The sequence below is a fragment of the Arthrobacter sp. SlRoot2-15 genome (assembly GCF_059739345.1).
In genome coordinates, this window is sequence record NZ_AP046058.1 from 608,219 (window position 1) to 627,853 (window position 19,635).

General features: G+C 68.7%; 18 protein-coding genes. 2 read left to right on the forward strand and 16 right to left on the reverse strand.

The features are described 5' to 3' along the window. Positions 1-209 precede the first annotated feature (209 nt). The 10 genes from AC6I9V_RS02845 to AC6I9V_RS02890 form a co-directional block, all read right to left on the reverse strand. On the reverse strand, positions 210-1,103 hold the full coding sequence (locus AC6I9V_RS02845; RefSeq protein ID WP_349414449.1) for a GNAT family N-acetyltransferase: 894 nt from the start codon (positions 1,101-1,103) through the stop codon (positions 210-212). Further along, positions 1,066-2,232, reverse strand: a complete 1,167-nt coding sequence (gene ispG / locus AC6I9V_RS02850) for a flavodoxin-dependent (E)-4-hydroxy-3-methylbut-2-enyl-diphosphate synthase (RefSeq protein ID WP_138769799.1) — start codon at positions 2,230-2,232, stop codon at positions 1,066-1,068. Before ispG ends, AC6I9V_RS02845 begins: the two co-directional genes overlap by 38 nt. A gap of 60 nt (positions 2,233-2,292) precedes the next feature. Further along, on the reverse strand, positions 2,293-2,586 hold the full coding sequence (locus AC6I9V_RS02855) for a YciI family protein (RefSeq protein WP_497898266.1): 294 nt from the start codon (positions 2,584-2,586) through the stop codon (positions 2,293-2,295). Between the two features lie 28 nt (positions 2,587-2,614). Further along, positions 2,615-3,136 carry a hypothetical protein gene (locus AC6I9V_RS02860; protein ID WP_497898267.1) on the reverse strand — a complete coding sequence of 174 codons (522 nt, stop codon included), beginning with the start codon at positions 3,134-3,136 and terminating at the stop codon, positions 2,615-2,617. Beyond that, positions 3,133-3,861 (reverse strand): MarR family transcriptional regulator, encoded by a 729-nt coding sequence (locus AC6I9V_RS02865; protein ID WP_497898268.1) that lies wholly within the window; start codon positions 3,859-3,861, stop codon positions 3,133-3,135. The genes AC6I9V_RS02860 and AC6I9V_RS02865 overlap by 4 nt, the downstream gene beginning before the upstream one ends. 285 nt (positions 3,862-4,146) lie before the next feature. Beyond that, positions 4,147-5,478 (reverse strand): M50 family metallopeptidase, encoded by a 1,332-nt coding sequence (locus tag AC6I9V_RS02870; protein ID WP_497898269.1) that lies wholly within the window; start codon positions 5,476-5,478, stop codon positions 4,147-4,149. 39 nt (positions 5,479-5,517) lie between these two features. Then, on the reverse strand, positions 5,518-6,702 hold the full coding sequence (gene dxr / locus AC6I9V_RS02875) for a 1-deoxy-D-xylulose-5-phosphate reductoisomerase (RefSeq protein WP_497898270.1): 1,185 nt from the start codon (positions 6,700-6,702) through the stop codon (positions 5,518-5,520). Between the two features lie 117 nt (positions 6,703-6,819). After that, positions 6,820-8,352 (reverse strand): tripartite tricarboxylate transporter permease, encoded by a 1,533-nt coding sequence (locus tag AC6I9V_RS02880; protein ID WP_497898271.1) that lies wholly within the window; start codon positions 8,350-8,352, stop codon positions 6,820-6,822. Continuing rightward, a complete protein-coding gene (locus AC6I9V_RS02885; RefSeq protein WP_497898272.1) occupies positions 8,345-8,866 on the reverse strand; it encodes a tripartite tricarboxylate transporter TctB family protein in 522 nt (173 codons plus the stop codon). The genes AC6I9V_RS02880 and AC6I9V_RS02885 overlap by 8 nt, the downstream gene beginning before the upstream one ends. Before the next feature lie 2 nt (positions 8,867-8,868). Continuing rightward, entirely contained in the window at positions 8,869-9,891 is a 1,023-nt protein-coding gene (locus AC6I9V_RS02890; protein ID WP_497898273.1) for a Bug family tripartite tricarboxylate transporter substrate binding protein, read from the reverse strand. Positions 9,892-10,063: 172 nt separating this feature from the next. Here AC6I9V_RS02890 and AC6I9V_RS02895 point away from each other — a divergent pair, with 172 nt between their 5' ends. Further along, positions 10,064-11,689, forward strand: coding sequence for an ATP-binding protein (locus tag AC6I9V_RS02895; RefSeq protein ID WP_497898274.1), 1,626 nt, complete (start codon positions 10,064-10,066; stop codon positions 11,687-11,689). Further along, entirely contained in the window at positions 11,686-12,423 is a 738-nt protein-coding gene (locus AC6I9V_RS02900) for a response regulator (RefSeq protein ID WP_497898275.1), read from the forward strand. Before AC6I9V_RS02895 ends, AC6I9V_RS02900 begins: the two co-directional genes overlap by 4 nt. Positions 12,424-13,225: 802 nt before the next feature. Here the strand turns inward: AC6I9V_RS02900 and AC6I9V_RS02905 are convergent. The 6 genes from AC6I9V_RS02905 to AC6I9V_RS02930 form a co-directional block, all read right to left on the reverse strand. After that, a complete protein-coding gene (locus tag AC6I9V_RS02905) occupies positions 13,226-14,059 on the reverse strand; it encodes an HpcH/HpaI aldolase/citrate lyase family protein (protein WP_497898276.1) in 834 nt (277 codons plus the stop codon). Continuing rightward, positions 14,056-14,607 carry a MaoC family dehydratase gene (locus AC6I9V_RS02910; protein WP_497898277.1) on the reverse strand — a complete coding sequence of 184 codons (552 nt, stop codon included), beginning with the start codon at positions 14,605-14,607 and terminating at the stop codon, positions 14,056-14,058. Before AC6I9V_RS02910 ends, AC6I9V_RS02905 begins: the two co-directional genes overlap by 4 nt. After that, positions 14,604-15,365: a CoA transferase subunit B gene (locus tag AC6I9V_RS02915; protein ID WP_497898278.1), complete on the reverse strand. Its 762-nt coding sequence runs from the start codon at positions 15,363-15,365 to the stop codon at positions 14,604-14,606. Before AC6I9V_RS02915 ends, AC6I9V_RS02910 begins: the two co-directional genes overlap by 4 nt. Before the next feature lie 2 nt (positions 15,366-15,367). Beyond that, complete coding sequence (locus AC6I9V_RS02920; RefSeq protein WP_497898279.1) at positions 15,368-16,150, reverse strand: CoA transferase subunit A; 783 nt, start codon at positions 16,148-16,150, stop codon at positions 15,368-15,370. Between the two features lie 21 nt (positions 16,151-16,171). Beyond that, positions 16,172-17,335, reverse strand: a complete 1,164-nt coding sequence (locus AC6I9V_RS02925) for an acyl-CoA dehydrogenase family protein (protein ID WP_497898280.1) — start codon at positions 17,333-17,335, stop codon at positions 16,172-16,174. A 67-nt stretch (positions 17,336-17,402) separates the two neighbouring features. After that, entirely contained in the window at positions 17,403-19,634 is a 2,232-nt protein-coding gene (locus AC6I9V_RS02930) for an acetyl/propionyl/methylcrotonyl-CoA carboxylase subunit alpha (RefSeq protein ID WP_497898281.1), read from the reverse strand. Between the last annotated feature and the right edge of the window lies 1 nt (position 19,635).

The window sequence follows — 19,635 nt, forward strand, 5'->3', positions numbered from 1 at the left end:
GTGGCCCCTGCGTCCCCAGTGCCGCTAAGTCCAAGGCTGCCGGTCTAGCTGATCCTGCCCTTCCGGGTGGTACCTGCAGCCAATGGTTCGATCCTCCCTGAGACCGCACGCGCCTGCTCGGCGCGGCTAGCTAGAACCTATGCGATCCGGGCGGTCAAAACAAGAGTTTGCAACCAGATTTCTGTCAACATTGTGTGTCAAGAAGGTGTCTAAAAAAGAACGGTCGCGAACGTTCCCACCTGGCGGAAGCCAACCCGCTCGTAGCTGGCCCGGGCACGGGTATTAAAGTCGTTGACGTACAAGCTGGTGACCGGCGCCAGCGTCTGGGCCAGGACCACGACGGCGGCCATGTAGCCGGCGCTCAGGCCCAGCCCCCGGAACGCGGGGTCCATCCAGACGCCCTGCACCTGCGTCACCTCGGGGGTGACCGCGCCGAGTTCGGCTTTGAACACCACTTCGCGGTTGGGGCCCAGGTGCACCAGCGAGTGGCCGGCACGGATCAGGCCCTTGACCCGGCGGCTGTAGTACTCGCGGCCGCCAAGGTAGGGCGAATATCCCACTTCCTCCTCGAACATGGCCGCGCAGGCCGGCAGGATCCTGTCGAAGTCCGCGAGGTGGCCGAAGCCAAGGGCGGGGTTGGGCTCCAGCAGCGGCGGCCCGGTGATGGTCAGCAGCGGCTGGTTCCCGCGGATTTCCTGGGCATCGTGGCCCAGCTGCTCCAGGGCCGCGTGGAGTGCCCGGACTGTCTCTACCGGGCCGAAGATCGAGGCGTAGCGGCGGCCGGAGCGGTGGGCGGCGGCCGCGACGAGGCCGGCGAGTTCCGGGTCCAGCTGCACCGGCACCAGGTTGGCGCCGGCCCAGCAGGCCCCGAGCAGTGTCCCGCCGTCGAACACGCCGAAAATGCTGGCGCCGCCGGCGGTGGGAGACGCCGTGCCGGCGGTCTCGAGATGGGAGAGGATAAAGACGTTGGCGACGGCGTCCTGCCGGGCTAGTTCCAGCAGTGCACCGGTGTCCGCGCCCGTCAGGATCCGAAGGGTGAGGCCGGCGGCCGCACCGGCACCGTCCCTACGAGACGCTAACCACGGGGCTACCCTGGACAGCATCTTCGCCATCCGACTCCCCCATCTCTTCAGCGAGACGCATGGCCTCTTCGATCAGTGTCTCAACGATCTGGTCCTCGGGGACAGTTTTGATGACCTCGCCCTTGACGAAGATCTGGCCCTTGCCGTTGCCGGACGCCACACCGAGGTCAGCTTCCCGGGCCTCGCCGGGTCCGTTGACCACACAGCCCATGACGGCCACGCGCAGCGGGACCTCCATGCCCTCCAGACCCGCCGTGACCTGTTCAGCGAGCGTGTAGACGTCCACCTGGGCGCGGCCGCAGGACGGGCAGGAGACGATTTCGAGCTTGCGCGGGCGCAGGTTCAGCGACTGCAGGATCTGGTTGCCCACCTTGATTTCCTCCACCGGCGGGGCGGAGAGGGAAACCCGGATGGTGTCGCCGATGCCGCGCGAGAGCAGCGCGCCGAAGGCGGTGGCGGACTTGATGGTGCCCTGGAACGCCGGGCCCGCCTCGGTCACGCCGAGGTGCAGGGGCCAGTCGCCCTTTTCCGCGAGCATCTCATAGGCGGCGACCATAATGACGGGGTCGTTGTGCTTGACCGAGATCTTGAAGTCGTGGAAGCCGTGCTCTTCGAACAGCGACGCCTCCCAGACGGCGGATTCCACGAGGGCTTCCGGGGTGGCCTTGCCGTACTTCTTCAGGATGCCCGGCTCGAGCGAACCGGCGTTCACGCCGATCCGGATCGAGGTGCCGTGGTCCTTGGCCGCGCGGGCAATTTCCTTGACCTGGTCATCGAACTTGCGGATGTTCCCCGGGTTCACGCGGACGGCCGCGCAGCCGGCCTCGATGGCGGCGAAGACATACTTCGGCTGGAAGTGGATGTCCGCGATCACCGGGATCTGCGACTTCCGGGCGATGATCGGCAGCGCCTCGGCGTCGTCCGCGGACGGGCAGGCCACCCGGACGATGTCGCAGCCGGACGCAGTCAGTTCGGCGATCTGCTGCAGGGTGGCGTTGATGTCCGTGGTGGGAGTCGTGGTCATCGACTGCACACTGATCGGTGAGTCGGAGCCGACGCCGACCGAACCCACCTTGATCTGGCGGGTTTTACGGCGCGGGGCAAGAACGGGGGGCGGTGCCGACGGCATTCCCAGGCTGACCGAGGTCACGTGGACTCCTCTGTGGATCGAATTCTAGGTCGAAGATCGATGGCGGGTGGGCGGGGCGGGTTAGACCGCGTGCTCGGCCAGCAGGCCGGTCAGCGGGGCCCACACCATCGTGCGGGTACCGGAGATGGCGCCTGCACCGGCAAAAGGGTCCTGCTTGAGGATTTCGTTGAGGGCTTGTTCGTCGGCCGCCTTGAAGATCAGCAGCGCGCCGGCGCCGTCCCCGTACGGGCCGCTCGCCAGGATCGTGCCCTCCTGGGCCAGGCCGGCGGTCCATTCGCGGTGGGCGGGGCGGGTGGTGTCGCGGGTTTCGGCGGATTCGGCGTCGTAAACGTACTCAACAGCAAAAACAGTCATACGGATACCCTATCGCCTGTCCGGGGCGTCAGCCGAGGAGCAGCACCTTGACCAGTGCCGCGACCCCGGCCGCCCAGAGCAGCGAGGTAAGGGTGCCGATGATGAACCGTTCGGCGGCCACCGGCGTTTCCTTGAGCTCCGCGAAGCGCCCCAGGCCCTTGATGGCGACGACGTAAGCGATCGCGACCGGCTGGCCGGTGAGGATGGCCAGGCAGACCGCCAGGCGCTCCAGGACGCCGATGATCGCGCCGCCGCGAAGGATCCTGGCGCTGCTGACCGTGGCGGCCTCGGAGCCGGCTGCCCCGGCTGAAGGGCCGGCGGTAACCATGGTGGATCCGACGGGCGCGGCGGGGTCTGCGGGCGCGGCGGAGTCTACGGTGGCATCAGCCGAGGGGTCATCGGCCGAGCCGGTGACATCCGCGGCGCTGACGGCTCCGGCGGCGTCGGCCCGGTCGTCGATGGTCCGGGCCAGCCGGAAGACCAGCGCGGTCACGGGCCAGCCGGCGAACCCGGCGGTGAGCAGGGCCAGGGTGATCCAGAGGGCGTTCACCGGTCTCCTTCTGTACTGTCCCGGGGGCGGGAATCCGGCTGCTCGCCGGCGTCCGGGGCTCCGGAGATGAGTCCGTGGGCGAAGGACAGCAGCATTTCCGCCGCCGGCCTCGCGGCCCATTCTTCCTGCCAGCCGGAGCGCAGCAGCGCACGGCTCACCGATTGTTCGGTGATTCCGAGTTTTTGGGCGGCGATTTTCTGTGTACCGTGCGTGCCAGCGTGGCCGTGCTGCACCGAGCGCAGCGCATCCACCACCTTCCACTGCGCGGCCGTCCGGTCCTGCACGAGCCGCCCGATCAGGCGCAGCACCGCCTCGGCGTTGGCGCAGGCGCGCGCGCCGGCGGATCCTGCGGGCGAGGGCGCCGCCTCCCCCCTGCGCAGCCCGCCGGAGACGACGGCGACCGGCACGTGCGCGGACCCGGACTTGGCACTCTCCACGGCCGCCCGGGCCGCCACGAAGGCCGGCCCGGAGCCTTCCCTCGGGCTGGAGGGCAGCGGCAGGTCCACGGCGCCCACCCCTATGCCCACGTACCAGCGGCCGCTCCGCAGGGCGTGCAGGGCAATACCGACAACTTCGTCCGGCCGCTCCACGACGCCCTGGACCTCATCGCCCACCGAGCGCTCGAAGCGCGCCGCCGTCGAGAGTTCCTGCAACTCGGCGAGCAGGCCGGGAACGCGGTCGATGTCTGCGCTGCTGCCGCGCTGGTCGATGGTCATCACGTACATAGCCCCCAGCCTAGGGGGCTGATTCCTTATAATCAATCGCTTTCAACTGATTATCTAAAATAAACCTAATATGGCTGATAATTCAGAATCACCCCGTTGGGGTTGCCGGCCCGGGGCGTCGGCGGATGACGTCCGGGGCGCTCCGACGCTCCCGCCCAGTTACTCCGGCCCCGCGGACCCGGCGCCCGCGGAATTGCGCGGGCTCCGGCAGCGGGCGGCGGGTGCGGTCGCTGGTAACCGGGCGGGAACGTTGGCTAAGCCGGGCACACCTGGGAGGCCGCCGCGTCAGCCGAAGAGGTTGACCGGCTTGACGATATCCGCATAGATCAGCAGCGCGGACATGCCCATCAGCAGCACGGCCACAACATAGGTGACCGGGAGCAGCTTGGCGATGTCGAACGCGCCGGGGTCCGGCCGGCCGAGCAGCTTGGCGATCCGTCGGCGGGCGCCCTCGTACAGTGCCCCGGCGACGTGGCCGCCGTCGAGCGGCAGCAGCGGGACAAGGTTGAACACGGCCAGCGCGAAGTTCAGCCCGGCGAGCAGCCCCACCAGGGCGGCCAGCCGGCTCTGCAGCGGCACCTGCTCCATGGCGGCGACCTCCCCGGCCACACGGCCCACACCGACGACGCTGATGGGTCCGTTGGGGTCGCGGGGCTCCTCGCTGAAGGCCGCCTGCGCCACGCCGGCCACCCGGGCCGGGAGGTTGAGCACAACGCCGGCGATCTGCTTGATGTTCTCGCCTGCCAGCGGCAGCACGGCCGTAGCCGGCTGCGGTACCAGCGCGGTCTGGGCGCCGATCCCCAGGAATCCCACGTCCTGGTAGCGCGGCTTGCCGGCGGCATCCTTGGCCTGCCGGCCGTCCTCGCCCACCACCGGGCGGGCGGAGAGGACCGGCGTGACCGTGGTGCTGACCGGGCCCCCGTCGCGCTCCACGGTGATGGCGACCTGCTTGCCCGCGGAGGCCCGGATCCAGCCGGTGAGTTCCTCCCAGCTGCTGACGGCCTTGCCGTCGAAGGAGGTGATGCGGTCGCCCGGTTTGAGGCCGGCGGCGGCCGCGGGGGTGAGCTTGCAATCGGCGGAGTTGGGATCCACGGTTTCGCCGGCCTTGACCTGGCATTTGGAGACGTCGGCGACGGTGGTGGTGGACGCCGCCACACCGAAGCCCATCAGCAGCACGGCGGTCAGCACCACACCGATCAGCAGGTTCATCGCAGGCCCGCCCAGCATGATGATGATCTTTTTCCAGACCGGCAGCCGGTAGAAGACCCGGTTCGCGTCGTCGGGGCCGACTTCCTCGTGCGCCAAAGAGCGGGCGTCGGCGGCGAGGGACTGGAACATGCCGGTGCTGGAGGGCCGGACGCTGCCGTCGGTCTTGTTCGGCGGGTACATGCCGATCATGGAGACGAAGCCGCCCAGCGGGATCGCCTTGAGGCCGTATTCGGTTTCGCCCCGGCGCCGGGACCAGACGGTGGGTCCGAAGCCGATCATGTACTTCGTCACGCGCACCTTGAAGAGCTTGGCCGGGACCAGGTGGCCGACCTCGTGCAGGGCGATGGACACGGCGACGCCGATCGCCACGAAGACGACACCGAGGATAAAGAGGAGAACGGGGCTCATGCTGGGCTTTGCTACTTCCTGGGCACTGGGGGCTACTTCTTAGGCACTTCCAACGGCCAAACGTTCGAGGGTCCGCGCCCGTGCCCATTGTTCAGCATCGAGCACGGATTCGACCGTCAGCCCGGAGGATCCTGAGTGGCGGCTGAGGACGGCTTCGATCGTATCGACAATCTCGGTGAAGCGGATCCGGCCGGCGTGGAAGGCCATCACCGCTTCCTCGTTCGCGGCGTTGAAGACTGCCGGGAAGGTGCTGCCCTGCCGGGCGGCCTCTTTGGCCAGGCCGACGGCGGGGAACGCCTCAGTGTCCAGCGGCTCGAAGGTCCAGCTGGTCGCCTTGGTCCAGTCGCAGGGCTGCGCGGCCCCGGCCACCCGGTCCGGCCAGCCCAGGCCGAGGGCGATCGGCAGGCGCATGTCCGGCGGGGAGGCCTGCGCGATGGTGGAGCCGTCCACGAACTGGACCATGGAGTGCACCACCGACTGCGGGTGGACCACAACGTCGATCCGTTCCAGCGGGATGTCGAAGAGCAGGTGGGCTTCGATGACTTCCAGGCCCTTGTTGACCAGGCTTGCGGAGTTGGTGGTGACCATCAGGCCCATGTCCCAGGTGGGGTGCGCCAGGGCCTCCCGGGGTGTGACGTTGTGCAGCTGCTCCCGCGTCATGCCGCGGAAGGGCCCGCCGGAGGCGGTCAGCACGAGCCGGTCCACCTCGGCGGCGGTACCGGAGCGCAGGCACTGGGCGATCGCGGAGTGCTCGGAGTCGACCGGGACGATCTGGCCTTCGCGGGCCGCGGCCTTGACCAGGGCGCCGCCGACGATCAGGGACTCCTTGTTCGCCAGCGCCAGCGTGGCGCCGGACTTCAGCGCGGCCAGGGTTGGGGCGAGGCCGATCGAGCCGGTGATCCCGTTGAGCACAACGTCGGCCGGGACTTCGGCGATCCGGGTGGAGGCGTCCGGGCCGGTGATGATCTCCGGCCGGTAGCCGGACACACCGGCGGCGCGGGCGGCGTCGTCGATCAGCTCCCGGAGGACCGCGGCGTCCCCGCTGGCGACGCCGACGGCGCGGGCCCGGGTGTGGACGGCCTGCCGGGCCAGGAGTTCGAGGTTGCCGCCGCCGGCGCTGAGGGCCACGATCTCGAAGAGGTGCGGGGCGCCGTCGACGACGTCGATGGCCTGGGTGCCGATGGAACCGGTGGATCCGAGGAGGACGATTGTGCGCGGCTGCATGGTTCCAGTATCCCGCACCGCGGCGGCGGCGGTTCCATCCGGGGTCTTAACCACGAAATGGCAGATCACGGCAGTGTTTCCCCCAAAAACACTGCCGTGACCTGCCGTTCCGGCGGGTCAGACGGACACAGACTCCTTCTCCGTCACCGCTTCCAGGGCGGCCTGGCGGCGGCGCAGCCACCAGGAGCCAAGGAAGATCAGGCCCATGGTCACGTACACCACCACGGCGAACGGGGTGGATACCAGGGCCACGGGGTCGTTCTGGGAGAGCTGCAGCGAGCGCCGCAGTTGCACCTCGAACATCGGCCCGAGGATCATCGCCACCACCATGGGCGCCACCGGGTAGCCGTAGCGCCGCATGAAGTAGCCCAGGATGCCGACCACCAGCAGCACTCCGACGTCGCTCGGCGAGAAGTTCACCGAGAAGGCACCGAGCGCCGCGAAGACCAGGATGCCGGCGTACAGGTAGGGCCGCGGGATCTGCAGGATCTTCACCCAGAGGCCCACGAGGGGCAGGTTGAGCACCAGCAGCATCAGGTTGCCCACGTACAGCGAGGCGATCAGAGTCCAGACGAGGGCGCTCTGGTTTTCGAACAGGAGCGGGCCGGGCTGGATCTGGTAGCGCTGGAAGGCGGTGAGCATCATGGCGGCGGTGGCCGTCGTCGGGATGCCGAGGGTCAGCAGCGGCACCAGAACACCGGCGGCGGCGGCGTTGTTGGCCGCCTCCGGACCGGCCACGCCCTCGATCGCGCCCTTGCCGAACTGCGCCTTGTGGGCGCCCTTCGCCAGCTTCCGCTCCGCGGCGTAGGAGAGGAACGTGGAGACGTCCGCGCCGCCGGCGGGCACCGTGCCGATCGGGAACCCAATGAAGGTCCCGCGCAGCCACGGCTTCCAGGACCGCTTCCAGTCCTCCTTGGACAGCCAGGCGTTCTTGCCCTTGCTGACCGGGATGACCTCCACCGGCCCGTGCCGAAGCTTGGAGGCGACGTACAGCGCCTCGCCGAGGGCGAAGAGGCCCACCGCCACCAGCACCATGTCGATGCCGTCCACCAGGTTGGGGTTGTCGAAGGTGAAGCGCTGCTGCGCCGTACTGTCGTCGATGCCGATCAGGCCGATGAACAGCCCCAGCGCCAGCGACGCCAGCCCGCGCAGCACCGAGGCCCCCAGCAGCGCGCCGACGGTCAGGAAGGCCACCACCATCAGGGCCACATAGTCCACCGGTCCGAGCCCGACGGCGAGGTCGGCCACGACCGGGGCGAGGAAGGACAGCAGCACGGTGGCGATGGTGCCGGCGATGAACGAGCCGATCGCCGCCGTCGCGAGCGCCGCCGCTCCCCTGCCGGCCTTGGCCATCTTGTTGCCCTCGAGCGCGGTGACGATCGAGGAGGACTCCCCCGGGGTGTTTAGCAGGATGGAGGTGGTGGAGCCGCCGTACATGCCGCCGTAATAGATGCCGGCGAAGACGATCAGGGCCGCCGCCGGGTCCAGGGCGTAGGTGATCGGCATCAGCAGGGCCACCGTCATGGCGGGCCCGATGCCCGGCAGTACGCCGACGGCGGTGCCGACAAAGACGCCACCCAGGGCGTAGAGCAGGTAGACCGGCTGCAGCGCGGTGGTGAAGCCTTCGAGCAGGAGCATGAAGTTATCCATGGAAGAACGGCACCCCCTCAAGCAGCGGGCCCGGCGGGAGCGAGACGCCCAGCAGGCCGCCAAAGACGTACTGCAGCACCAGGGCCATGGCCACGGAGACGAGGACGGCCTTCCAGAGCGGTTTGGCCTCCAGGGTCCAGGCGGCCCCGCTGAACAGCACGGCCGCCGCCACGGGCCAGCCTGCCGGTTCGATCAGGAAGATGTGCAGGATGACGAAGCCGACGAGCTTGGCGAGGGCGATCCAGTCCGTTTTGGCGGTGACGTCCAGGTCCTCGCCTTCCTCGGCCTGGCCGACCTTGCCCCGGAGGACCTGGACGACGATGCCGGTGCCGACGAGCACCAGGATGCCGCAGACGATGTAGGGGAAGGCCCGGGGCCCGATGCCGGTCTCTGACGGCGGGATCGGGATGGATCCCGCCGTCAGGAGCCCCGCGGCGCCCACGCTGACGAACAACAGGGCGAAAAGGATCTCCCCCGTCGGCCGTCTGGTGGGCGTAAGAGCGTGCGAAGACATTGTTACTTGACCAGGCCGATCTGCGTCAGGGTGGTCTTGACCTTGGTGATGTCCTCGGTGAGGAAGGTCTTGAAGCCATCGCCGGCGAGGAACGCGTCGTCCCAGTTGTTCTTCTTCAGGGTGGACTTCCAGGCCTCGGACTCGTGCAGCTTGGTGACAAGCTCGGTCAGCTTGGAGCGCTGGGCGTCGTCGATCGAGCCCGGCGCCACTACGCCGCGCCAGTTGGTCAGCACAACGTCGATGCCCTGGTCCTTGAGCGGCTTGATGCCGGGCAGGACGGGAACCTCAGCCTTGCCGGAGACGGCGAGCGCCCGGACCTTGCCGGCCTTGACCTGTTCGGCGTACTCGCCGACGCCGGAGATGCCGGCCTGGACCTTGTTGCCGAGCAGCGCCGCGAGGGATTCGCCGCCGCCGGAGTAGCCGATGTAGTTCAGCTTGTCCGACTCGACGCCCTGGGACTTCAGGATCTGCCCGGCCAGGATGTGGTCCGCGCCGCCGGCGGAGCCGCCCGTGATAGCGACGCCCTTGCCGTTGGCCTTGATGTCGTCCACGAGGTCCTTGACGGACTGGTACTTCGACGACGCCGGCACCACGAGCACCAGCGGCTCTTCGGTCAGCCGCGCGATCGGAGTGGTGTCTTCGAGGCGGGTCTTCGCGCCGTTGGTCTCCACGGCGCCGACCATCACGTAGCCCATCACCATCAGGGTGTTGGCGTCCTTTTCGGTGGCGAGCTTGGCCAGGCCGTTGGTTCCGCCGCCGCCGCCGATGTTGGTGACCTGGGCCGAGGACACGAGCTTGTTGGACTGCAGGTCCGCCTGGATGGCACGGCCGGTCTGGTCCCAGCCTCCGCCCGGGTTCGCGGGGACGATGATGCTGAGCTTCTTGATCGGCTCTGCGCTGGCAGTTGCCCCGGCTGCTGCGCCGGTGCCGGTGCCGCCTCCGGCGCAGGCGGACATGGCGAGCACGAGGCCGGCTGCCCCGGCCGTCAGCGCGGCCCGGCGGGTGAAGTTGAGGTGGGACGTCATTATCTCTCCTTGTACGAATGTGATGCACATCATTGGAATCACTTCCCCGACCGTAGGGGCGGCCCCGGGCCGGGAACAGTATTCGGACGTAGAGGTAGTAGTGGTCATATTGGTCACGGCGGAACGGCGTCATCCGTCCGGGGCCCGCCCCACCGGATGGGAGACTTGTGACATGGTTCACAGGATTCCGCTGCGCTTCCAGCTGGTCGCCCTCCAGCTCGGAATCGTCCTGGTCGTGCTCACCGCCGTCGGCGCCGTGACGATCCGGATGCAGGAGGCGCAGCTGCGCGACGCCTACAAGGGCCGGCTGATCGGCGTCGCCGAAAGTGTGGCCAGGCTGCCCTCCGTGGTCGACGCCTTCGGCACCAGCTCCCCCGCGCAGACCATTGCGCCGATTGCCGAGGTCATCCGCCAGGCCTCGCACGTCACCTATGTGGTGGTGACGGACCGCAACGGGGTGCGACAGTCCCACCCGAACCCGGAGGAGATCGGCAAGCCCGTCTCCACGGACCCGTCGGTGCCGCTGTCCGGGGACATCTACGTGGGCACCCAGACCGGGACCCTGGGCGAGTCCTGGCGGGTCAAGGTACCCATCTTTGACCGCGCCGGCACGGTGATCGGCACCGCCTCGGTGGGCGTGCTGGAGAGCACCCTGGCCGCAGACCTCTACGAGGACCTCCCCCAGTTGTTCGGCTGGCTGCTCGGCGCCGCGCTGCTCAGTTCCCTCGGAGCCATGTACGTCTCGAAGCTGGTGTGGCGCCGGATCTACAAACTCGAGCCCGAGGATATTGCGGCCCTGCTGGAGACCCGCGACGCCATGCTGCACGGCCTGGGCGAGGGCCTGGTGGCCGTCGACGCCGAGGGCAGGGTGGCGCTGGTGAACGACGAGGCCCGCCGGCTGCTCGGCGTCGGCGAGGAGATCATCGGTTCGCCGGCGACTGCGTCGCTGGAGCCCGGGATCCACCGCTTGCTTACGGCAGGCTCCAGCACCGAGGAACTGGTTCTCTCGGGTGAGCGGATCCTGCTGGGCAAGGTCAACGCGGCCACCGTCGACGGCCGCGAGGTGGGCAAGGTCCTGATCCTGCGCGACCGGACCGAACTGCACACCATGCTGCGGGACCGCGACGGCGCCCTGGACGTGACCCAGGCGCTCCGGGCCCAGGCGCACGAGTTCGCCAACAAGCTCCATGTCATCTCGGGCCTGCTGGAACTGGGCGAGCAGTCCAAGGCGGTGGAGTACCTGGGCCGCAGCCACAGCGACGCAGCCTTCGTGAACCGGCCGCTCGCCCCGGGCATCACCGACGACGGCGTCCGCGCCCTGCTGATCGCCAAATCCACCGTCTGCGCCGAGCGTGGCATCGACATTGTGGTGGATCCGGACTCCGTCTGCTCCCCCGACGGCACCGATGATGTCATTACAGTCCTCGGCAACCTGATCGACAACGCCGTGGATGCCGCCGGTTACGACAGCACGATCGCCGTCGTCCTGGCCCAGACGCCCGAGGGGGAACGGACCCTGAGCGTGGACGACGACGGCCCGGGCGTCCCGGAGTCCGACCGGGAGGCGGTGTTCGAGGCGGGCGTGACGAGCAAGGAGCCGGCCGGGATCAACACGCGCGGCTTCGGCCTGGCCCTGGTCCAGCGCGTGGCGCGGCGCCGCGAAGGCGCGGCCGCGGTGTCCCGTTCGGAGCTGGGCGGCGCCTGCTTTACCGTAAGTTTTACGACGGCGGGGCCCGGGACAGCCGGTCCGGGGACAGCCGTGCCCATAACTAAAGAGGCGGTACTGGAACGACTATGAGCGGCATACGCACCCTCATCATTGACGATGACGTGGCGGTGGCGGGGATTCACCACGGTTTCCTGCTGGCGCGCGGAGGCTTCGACGTCGTCGGCACGGCCCACACCGGGCAGCAGGGCCTGGACCTCGCGGCGGAACTGCTGCCGGAGCTGGTCCTGCTGGATATCCACCTGCCGGATATGTCGGGCCTGGACGTGCTGCAGGGACTGCGCAACCGGCCGCGGCAGCCGGTCGACGTGCTGGTCATCACCGCCTCGCGGGAGCTTGAGACAGTTCGTTCGGCGATGGCAGGCGGTGTCTTGCATTACCTGGTCAAGCCCTTCACCTCGCAGGCCCTGAACGAGCGGCTGGACGAATATGTTGAGCTGCGCGATGAGCTGGCGGCTGGTTCCTCGGCCGGCCCGCTGGACCAGGAGCGGATCGACCGGCTGGTGGCCCCCTCGCGCCGGGCTGTCCTGCCGGAGGCCACGCCCGATCCGGCGGAGGCGGCGGCGGGAGGTCCGGCGGCGCGGCTGCCCAAGGGACTCGCCCGGCCCACCCTCGACGCTGTGATCGACGCGCTGCAGGCGAGCCCGGGGGACGTCTCCGCGGCCGGCCTGGCCCTGCAGCTGGGCCTGTCCAGGGTCAGCGCCCGGCGTTACCTGGAATACCTCGTGGTCAACGGCTTCGCCCGGCTGACCCCGCGCTACGGCGCGGCGGGCCGGCCGGAGAACAGGTACCTCTGGAAGCGCTAAACACGTCCGGGCCCCACCAGCTGCGACGAGCATGCCCATCCTTCGCGCCAGCCACGACGAGCATGCCCATCCCCCACCAGTAGCGACGAGCATGCCCATTCTTCGGAGTGGATACGGGCAGGTCTCGGCTGCGACCGACGCCCATTTGACACAGTTGGCCGCTATCGACCCTGCCATTCCGGCCATCTGTGGCGAATCGGTGCGAATTCAGGTCGAGACCAGGAGCTGCCAACGGTTCTCTCCGGGGTCGGGCCTGCCACGATGAGCATGTCCATTCTTCGGAGTGGATCCGCGGAGGTCTCGGCTGCAACCTGCGCCCATTTGACGGAGTTGGCCGCTAAGGACGCTGCCATTCCGGCCATCTGTGGCGAATCGGTGCGAATTCAGGTCGAGACCAGGAGCGGCCAACGGTTCTCTCCGCGGTCGTGCCGGCCACGACGAGCATGTCCATTCTTCGGAGTGGATCCGCTGAGGTCTCGGCTGCAACCTGCGCCCATTTGACGGAGTTGGCCGCTAAGGACGCTGCCATTCCGGCCAGCTGTGGCGAATCGACGGGAATTCGGTCGCCCGGCCGGCGTGGCTCCAGAGGGTCCACGTGTGCGGTCGGGCCGGTCCACGCCAGCAGCCAGGCTGGTGGCATCCTCCGTCGCCCATTTGACGGCGTCGGGCCGGGCCACGCCACCAGCCACGCAGGTGGCATCCGACGTCGCCTATTTGACGTAGTTGGCCGCTGCGGACGCTCCCATTCCGGCCATCTGTGGCGAATCGACGGGAATTCGATCGCCTGGCCGGCGCCTGAAAGCTACCTTCCGGCGCGGCGGAGGGTGGACTCGGCGTGCTTGAGGATGGGCCCGTCGATCATCTTGCCCTTGTACTGGAACACGCCGGTGCCGGCGGCAGTGGCGGCGTCGAGCAGTTCGGTGGCCGCGGCGACGTCGGACTCGGACGGGGCGTAGGCGGCGCGGACCACGGCCACCTGGTTCGGGTGGATGCACGCCTTGGAGCCGAAGCCGGAGGCGACGGCGTCCCGGGATTCGGCGGCGAGGCCGTCCAGGTCCGGGATGTTGACGTAGACCGAGTCAACCGCTTCCTTGCCAAAGGCCCGGGCGGCCAGCAGCACCGTGGAGCGGGCGTGGAGGGCCACGGCCCGGTAGGTGCCGTCGTCGTCCCGGCTTGAAGTGCCGCCGAGCGAGGCGAGCAGGTCCTCCGCGCCCCACATCAGGCCCACAACGTTAGGTTCCGCGGCGATCGCGGCGGCGTTCACGATCCCGGCGGCCGTCTCGCACAGGGCGATGACGCTATAACCCTCGAGCTCCTTGAGCTGGGCGGCGCTCTCGGCCTTGGCCAGCATCACGTGCCGGTAGGGCGTGTGCTTGAGGCAGTGCAGGTCCTTTTCGAACTCCTCGGTCCCCGCCGGGTTGATCCGGATGATGGTGCGGCTGGGGTCCAGTTCGGGGACGTCCCCGGCGGAGCCCAGCTGGGCGAGGATGGCGCCGCGGGCACGCTGCTTGTCGGCCGGTGCGACGGCGTCTTCCAGGTCCACGATCACCGCGTCGGAGCGTTCGGCCGCCTTCTGGTAGCGCTCGGGGCGGTCGGCGGGGCAGAACAGCAGGGCGGGGCCCATCAGGAAACTCATGACCCTATTGTCCCCTTTTGCGCCGTTTCCGGCGCGGCCGCGGCGTGCGCCTCCCGCGTCCACATCAGGCAGCTGCGCGTCGCGAGGGCCACGACGGTGCCGTCCTGGTTCCGGCCGGTGTGCTGCATGGTCACGATCCCCTGGCCGGGCCGGGAGGAGGACAGCCGTTTTCCGGTCACCTCGGTCTCCGTGTAGAGCGTGTCCCCGTGGTACAGCGGGTGCGGGAAGGACACGTCGGTCAGCCCGAGCTGGGCGATGATGGTGCCCTGGGTCAGCTGCGGGACGGACTGGCCCACCAGCGTGGCGAGAGTGAACATCGAGTTCATCAGCCGCTGCCCGAAGGGCTGCCCGGCACTCCAAGCGGCGTCCAGGTGCAGCGCCTGGGTGTTCATGGTCATGGTGGTGAACAGCACGTTGTCGGTCTCGGTCACGGTCCGGCCGGGCCGGTGCGCGTAGAGGACGCCTTCTTCGAGTTCGTCGAAGTAGAGGCCGCGCTGTTCGATAACCCGGCGGCCGCTTTCGGGCCCGGGCGTTGTATTCGTTGTCATACGGTCAGTTCCTGGTCTTCCTCGAAAAGTTCGGCACCGGTGGCCGCTGCCACGTCCTCCGCGGTGACGTCGGGGGCCAGCTCCCGAAGCACCAGCCGGGATTTTCCGCCTTCGGTCACGACGTCGATCACGGCGAGGTCGGTGATGATCCGGTCGACGCAGCCCTTGCCGGTCAGCGGCAGGGAGCAGCGCTCCACGATTTTCGGGTTGCCGTTGCGGTCAACGTGGTCCATCATCACGATCACCTTCTTGGCGCCGAAGACGAGGTCCATCGCCCCGCCCATGCCCTTGACCATCTTGCCGGGGATCATCCAGTTGGCGAGGTCCCCGTTCTGCGCGACTTCCATCGCACCGAGGACCGCGACGTCGACGTGGCCGCCGCGGATCATGCCGAAGGAGGCGGCGGAGTCGAAGAACGCGGCGCCCTTGTTCACGGTGACAGTTTCCTTGCCGGCGTTGATCAGGTCAGGATCCACTTTGTCCTCCCCCGGGTACGGCCCGACGCCGAGGATGCCGTTCTCCGAGTGCAGCACCACCTCGACCCCGGCCGGGATGTAGTTGGGGATCAGCGTGGGCATGCCGATGCCGAGGTTGACGTACTGGCCGTTGTGCAGCTCCTGCGCCACCCGGGCGGCCAGTTCGTTGCGGGTCCAGCCCTTGCCTTGCACCCCGCCGGCGTGTTCGACGGCGGAGCGCCGGTATTCGTGGCGGACCGCCTCGGGGCGGGGCGGCGCGCCCTGGGCGTTGTTGGTCTCCACGGTCAGGCTCCTGACTGTTCTGTAGTGCCGGAGGCAGTGCTGGAGGTGGTGCGTTTTTCGATGCGCTTCTCGGCGTGCGGCGCGAGGACCACACGCTGGACGAAGATCCCGGGGACGTGGACGTGCTCCGGGTCCAGTTCGCCGGGCTCCACGAGTTCCTCGACCTCGGCGATGGTGATCTTCCCGGCCATGGCGCAGAGCGGGTTGAAGTTCATTGCGGTGGCATGGAACACCAGGTTGCCGTGCCGGTCGCCCTTCCAGGCGTGCACCAGGCCGAAGTCCGGGGTCAAGGCCTCCTCCAGCACGTAGTCGGCGCCGTTGAAACTGCGCACTTCCTTGGCCGCGGAGGCAATCGCGACGTTCCCGTCGGCGTCGTACTTCTGCGGCAGGCCGCCGTCGGACACCTGGGTTCCCACGCCGGCCGGGGTGTAGAAGGCCGGGATCCCGGCCCCGCCGGCACGCAGCTTCTCGGCCAGCGTGCCCTGCGGGGTGAGGACGACTTCGAGTTCGCCGGCGAGGTATTGCCGCGCGAATTCCTTGTTCTCCCCCACGTAGGAGCTGATCGTGCGGCGGATCCGGCCGTCCTTGAGCAGGACCCCGAGACCCCAGTCGTCCACGCCGCAGTTGTTGCTCACGGTTTCCAGATCCGTTGCGCCGCTCTCGTGCAGCGCCTCTATCAGGGCCACGGGAATGCCGCACAGCCCGAAACCGCCGACGGCGAGCGAGGCGCCGTCGCGGATGTCCGCGACGGCCTCGGCGGCGCTGGCAACAACTTTGTTGATCATCGAAAGGATCCTTCCGGCCGGCTACAGTCCCAGTTCGCGGGCGATCAGCATCAGCTGGACCTCCGTGGTGCCCTCGCCGACTTCAAGGATCTTGGAGTCGCGGTAGTGGCGCGCCACGGTGAATCCGTTGATGAAGCCATAGCCGCCGAACACCTGGGTGGCGTCCCGCGCGTTGTCCATGGCTGCCTCGCCTGCGACCATCTTAGCGATGGCCGCCTGCGTCTTGAACGGCTTGCCGGCGAGCATCCGGGCGGCCGCATCGTAGTAGGCCAGCCGGGCGGTGTGCGCGCGCGCTTCCATCCGGGCGATCTTGAACGCGATGGCCTGGTACTTGCCGATGTTCTGGCCGAACGCACTGCGTTCCTTGGCGTATTTCACCGACTGGTCCACGCAGCCCTGGGCCGCGCCGACGGCCAGCGCGGCGATCGCGATGCGGCCCTCGTCCAGGATGGAGAGGAAGTTGGCGTAGCCGCGGCCCCGGGTGCCCAGCAGGTTTTCCTCGGGGACGTGGACGTTGTCCAGGGTCAGCGGGTGGGTGTCCGAGGCGTTCCAGCCGACCTTGTTGTAGGCCTTCTCGGCTTTGAAGCCGGCAGTGTTTGTGGGCACCAGGATGGTGGAGATTTCCTTTTTGATGCTGCCGTCCGCGCGTTCCTCCTGGCCGGTGACCGCGGTGACGGTCACGAGCCGGGTGATGTCCGTACCGGAGTTGGTGATGAACTCCTTGTTCCCGTTGATGACCCATTCCCCGCCCTCTAGGCGCGCGGTGGTCTTGGTGCCACCGGCGTCGGAGCCGGCCTCGGGCTCGGTCAGGCCGAAGCCGGCGAGCGCCTTGCCGGAGGCCAGCAGCGGCAGCCATTCCTGCTTTTGGGCGTCGTTGCCGAAGCGGTGGATCGGCATGGCGCCGAGGGAGACGCCGGCCTCGAGGGTGATGGCGACGGACTGGTCCACCCGGCCGAGCTGCTCGAGAGCCAGGGCCAGGGCGAAGTAGTCCCCGCCCATGCCGCCGAACTCCTCCGGGAACGGCAGGCCGAACAGGCCCATGTCCGCCATCTGGGAGACTACCTCGTAGGGGAAGCTGTGCTCCTCGTCGTGCTTGGCGGAGACCGGGGCCACCACCTGATCGGCGAATTCGCGCACGGTGTCGCTGAGGTCCTGGTAGTCCTCGCTGAGTTCAAAATCTGGCATGGGGGTGACTCCTTGGTCGGTATGTCTGAAGCTGTGGCTAAAGCTGTGGTGCTGAAAATGTGGGGTGCTAGTCCGCGGCGCCCATGGCGATCACGGATTCCTCGACGGTGTCCTCCGCTTTCGAAGGTTCGTGCGGGTGGATGGTGGCGAGGACCTGGTCCGCCTTGACGAGGTCGCCGGAGCTGACACTGATGTGCACGGTTCCGTCGAGCGGCGCCACCAGCTGGTGCTCCATCTTCATCGCCTCCACGGCGAGCAGGACCTGGCCGGCTGCGACGGCGTCGCCGTTGCTGACCGAGACGGACACCACGGTGCCCGGCATCGGCGAGCGGACCGCCGGGTCCGCGGCGCCTTCCTCGCGTTCGACGGCGGCCAGCACCCGTGCGAACCGGGTCTCTCGGGTGAGCACCTCGAGCCGGCAGGACCAGCCCTCGTTGCCGAGGAAGAGTTCAGTCGGTGCGCCGGGTGCCGGGTTGTCCCAGCCCGGATTGACCGGTCCGGTGTATACCGGCGCGAACGCGTACGCCGTGGTGTCGCCGTCGAGGTCCAGTTCCCCCTCGATGCGGCTGGTGGGCCGCCAGAGCGCTGTCCGCTGAGGACCGCCGTCGACGGACACCCGGAGGAGGCCTGCCGCCGGATCGTCGGCAACGGCCACCGTCGCGACGCCGCCGTCCGGCGTGCCCAGGCTGATCCGCCGCGGCACCCGGACACCGAGCCGCCATCCGTCCCGGCGCTGCCAGGATCCGGCCGCGGGCTCTGACTGGCGCTGCTGCTCCGTCTGCGCGAGCGCGAAGAGGGCGGCGGCAACGAGTTCGGCCTCGCCGACGTGGCGGAAGCTGAAGTCCGGCATCTTGCGCTCGATCAGGCCGGTGTCGAGCCGTCCGGCGCGGACGTCGGCGTCGTTGATCAGCAGGCGCAGGTATTCGACGTTGGTGTCGATGCCCAGCGCGGTGTACTCGGCGAGCGCCCCGTCCAGGGTGTCCAGGGCCGCGGTGCGGTCCTGGCCCCAGGCGATCACCTTGGAGATCATCGGGTCGTAGCTCGAGGAGATCTCCAGGCCCTGGACCAGCGCCGAGTCCACCCGGACGCGGCCACTGGCCGTTTCGACTTCGTTGCGGGCTGCGGCGCCGGGCCGCTGCGCCGGGCCAGGAATCTCGTCCAGCAGCAGCACCGTCCCGGTGGACGGCAGGAAGTTCTTCTCCGGCACCTCGGCGTACACGCGGGCCTCCACCGAGTGGCCGGTCAGCACGACGTCGTCCTGGGACACGGTGAGTTCCTCGCCGGCGGCGATGCGGACCTGCCATTCGACCAGGTCGACGCCGGTGACCATTTCGGTGACCGGGTGCTCGACCTGCAGCCGGGTGTTCATCTCCATAAAGAAGAATTCGTCCGGGGCGTTGTCGGAGACCAGGAACTCCACGGTGCCCGCGCCGGAGTAGTTGACGCTGCGCGCGGCGTTGCAGGCGGCCTCGCCGAGCCGGGCCCGGATGTCCGCCCCGTCGGGCAGGGATTCCAGCAGCGGGGACGGTGCTTCCTCGATCACCTTCTGGTGGCGGCGCTGCAGCGAGCACTCGCGCTCCCCCAGATGGATGACGTTGCCGTGATTGTCCGCGAGGACCTGCACCTCGATGTGCCGCGGCGTGGTGACGAGCCGTTCCAGGAACAAGGTGTCGTCGCCGAAGGCACTCGCCGCGACCCGGCGGGCCGTGGCCAGCGTGGCCTCCAGGTCCTCGGCGCGTTCGACAGTGTGCATGCCCTTCCCGCCGCCGCCGGCGGAGGGCTTGATCAGCAGCGGGAAGCCGACGCCGGCCGCGGCGTCGATCAGCTGCGCGTCCGTCATCCCGGGTTCGGCGATGCCGGGGACCACGGGGACTCCGTAGCCGGTGACGTGGTTCTTGGAGCGGATCTTGTCGCCCATAACGTTGAGGGATTCGACGCCGGGGCCGATGAACGTGATCCCGGCCTTTTCCAGGGCACGGGCGAAGTCCACGTTCTCGCTGAGGAACCCGTAGCCCGGGTGCACCGCTTCGGCGCCGGTGTCGCGGCAGGCCTGGATGATGGCCTCGATCTTGAGGTAGCTCTCGCTGGCTGCGGCCGGGCCGATCCGGACGGCAACGTCGGCCTCCCGCACGTGGCGGGCGCCGGCGTCGGCGTCGGAATACACGGCCACGGAGCGGATGCCCAGGGCGCGCAGGGTGCGGATCACACGGCAGGCGATCTCGCCGCGGTTGGCGACCAGGACGGTGCCGAACAGCGGCGTCGCGGGGGTGGAGGCAGCGGGTGTGGAAATAGCAGTCACA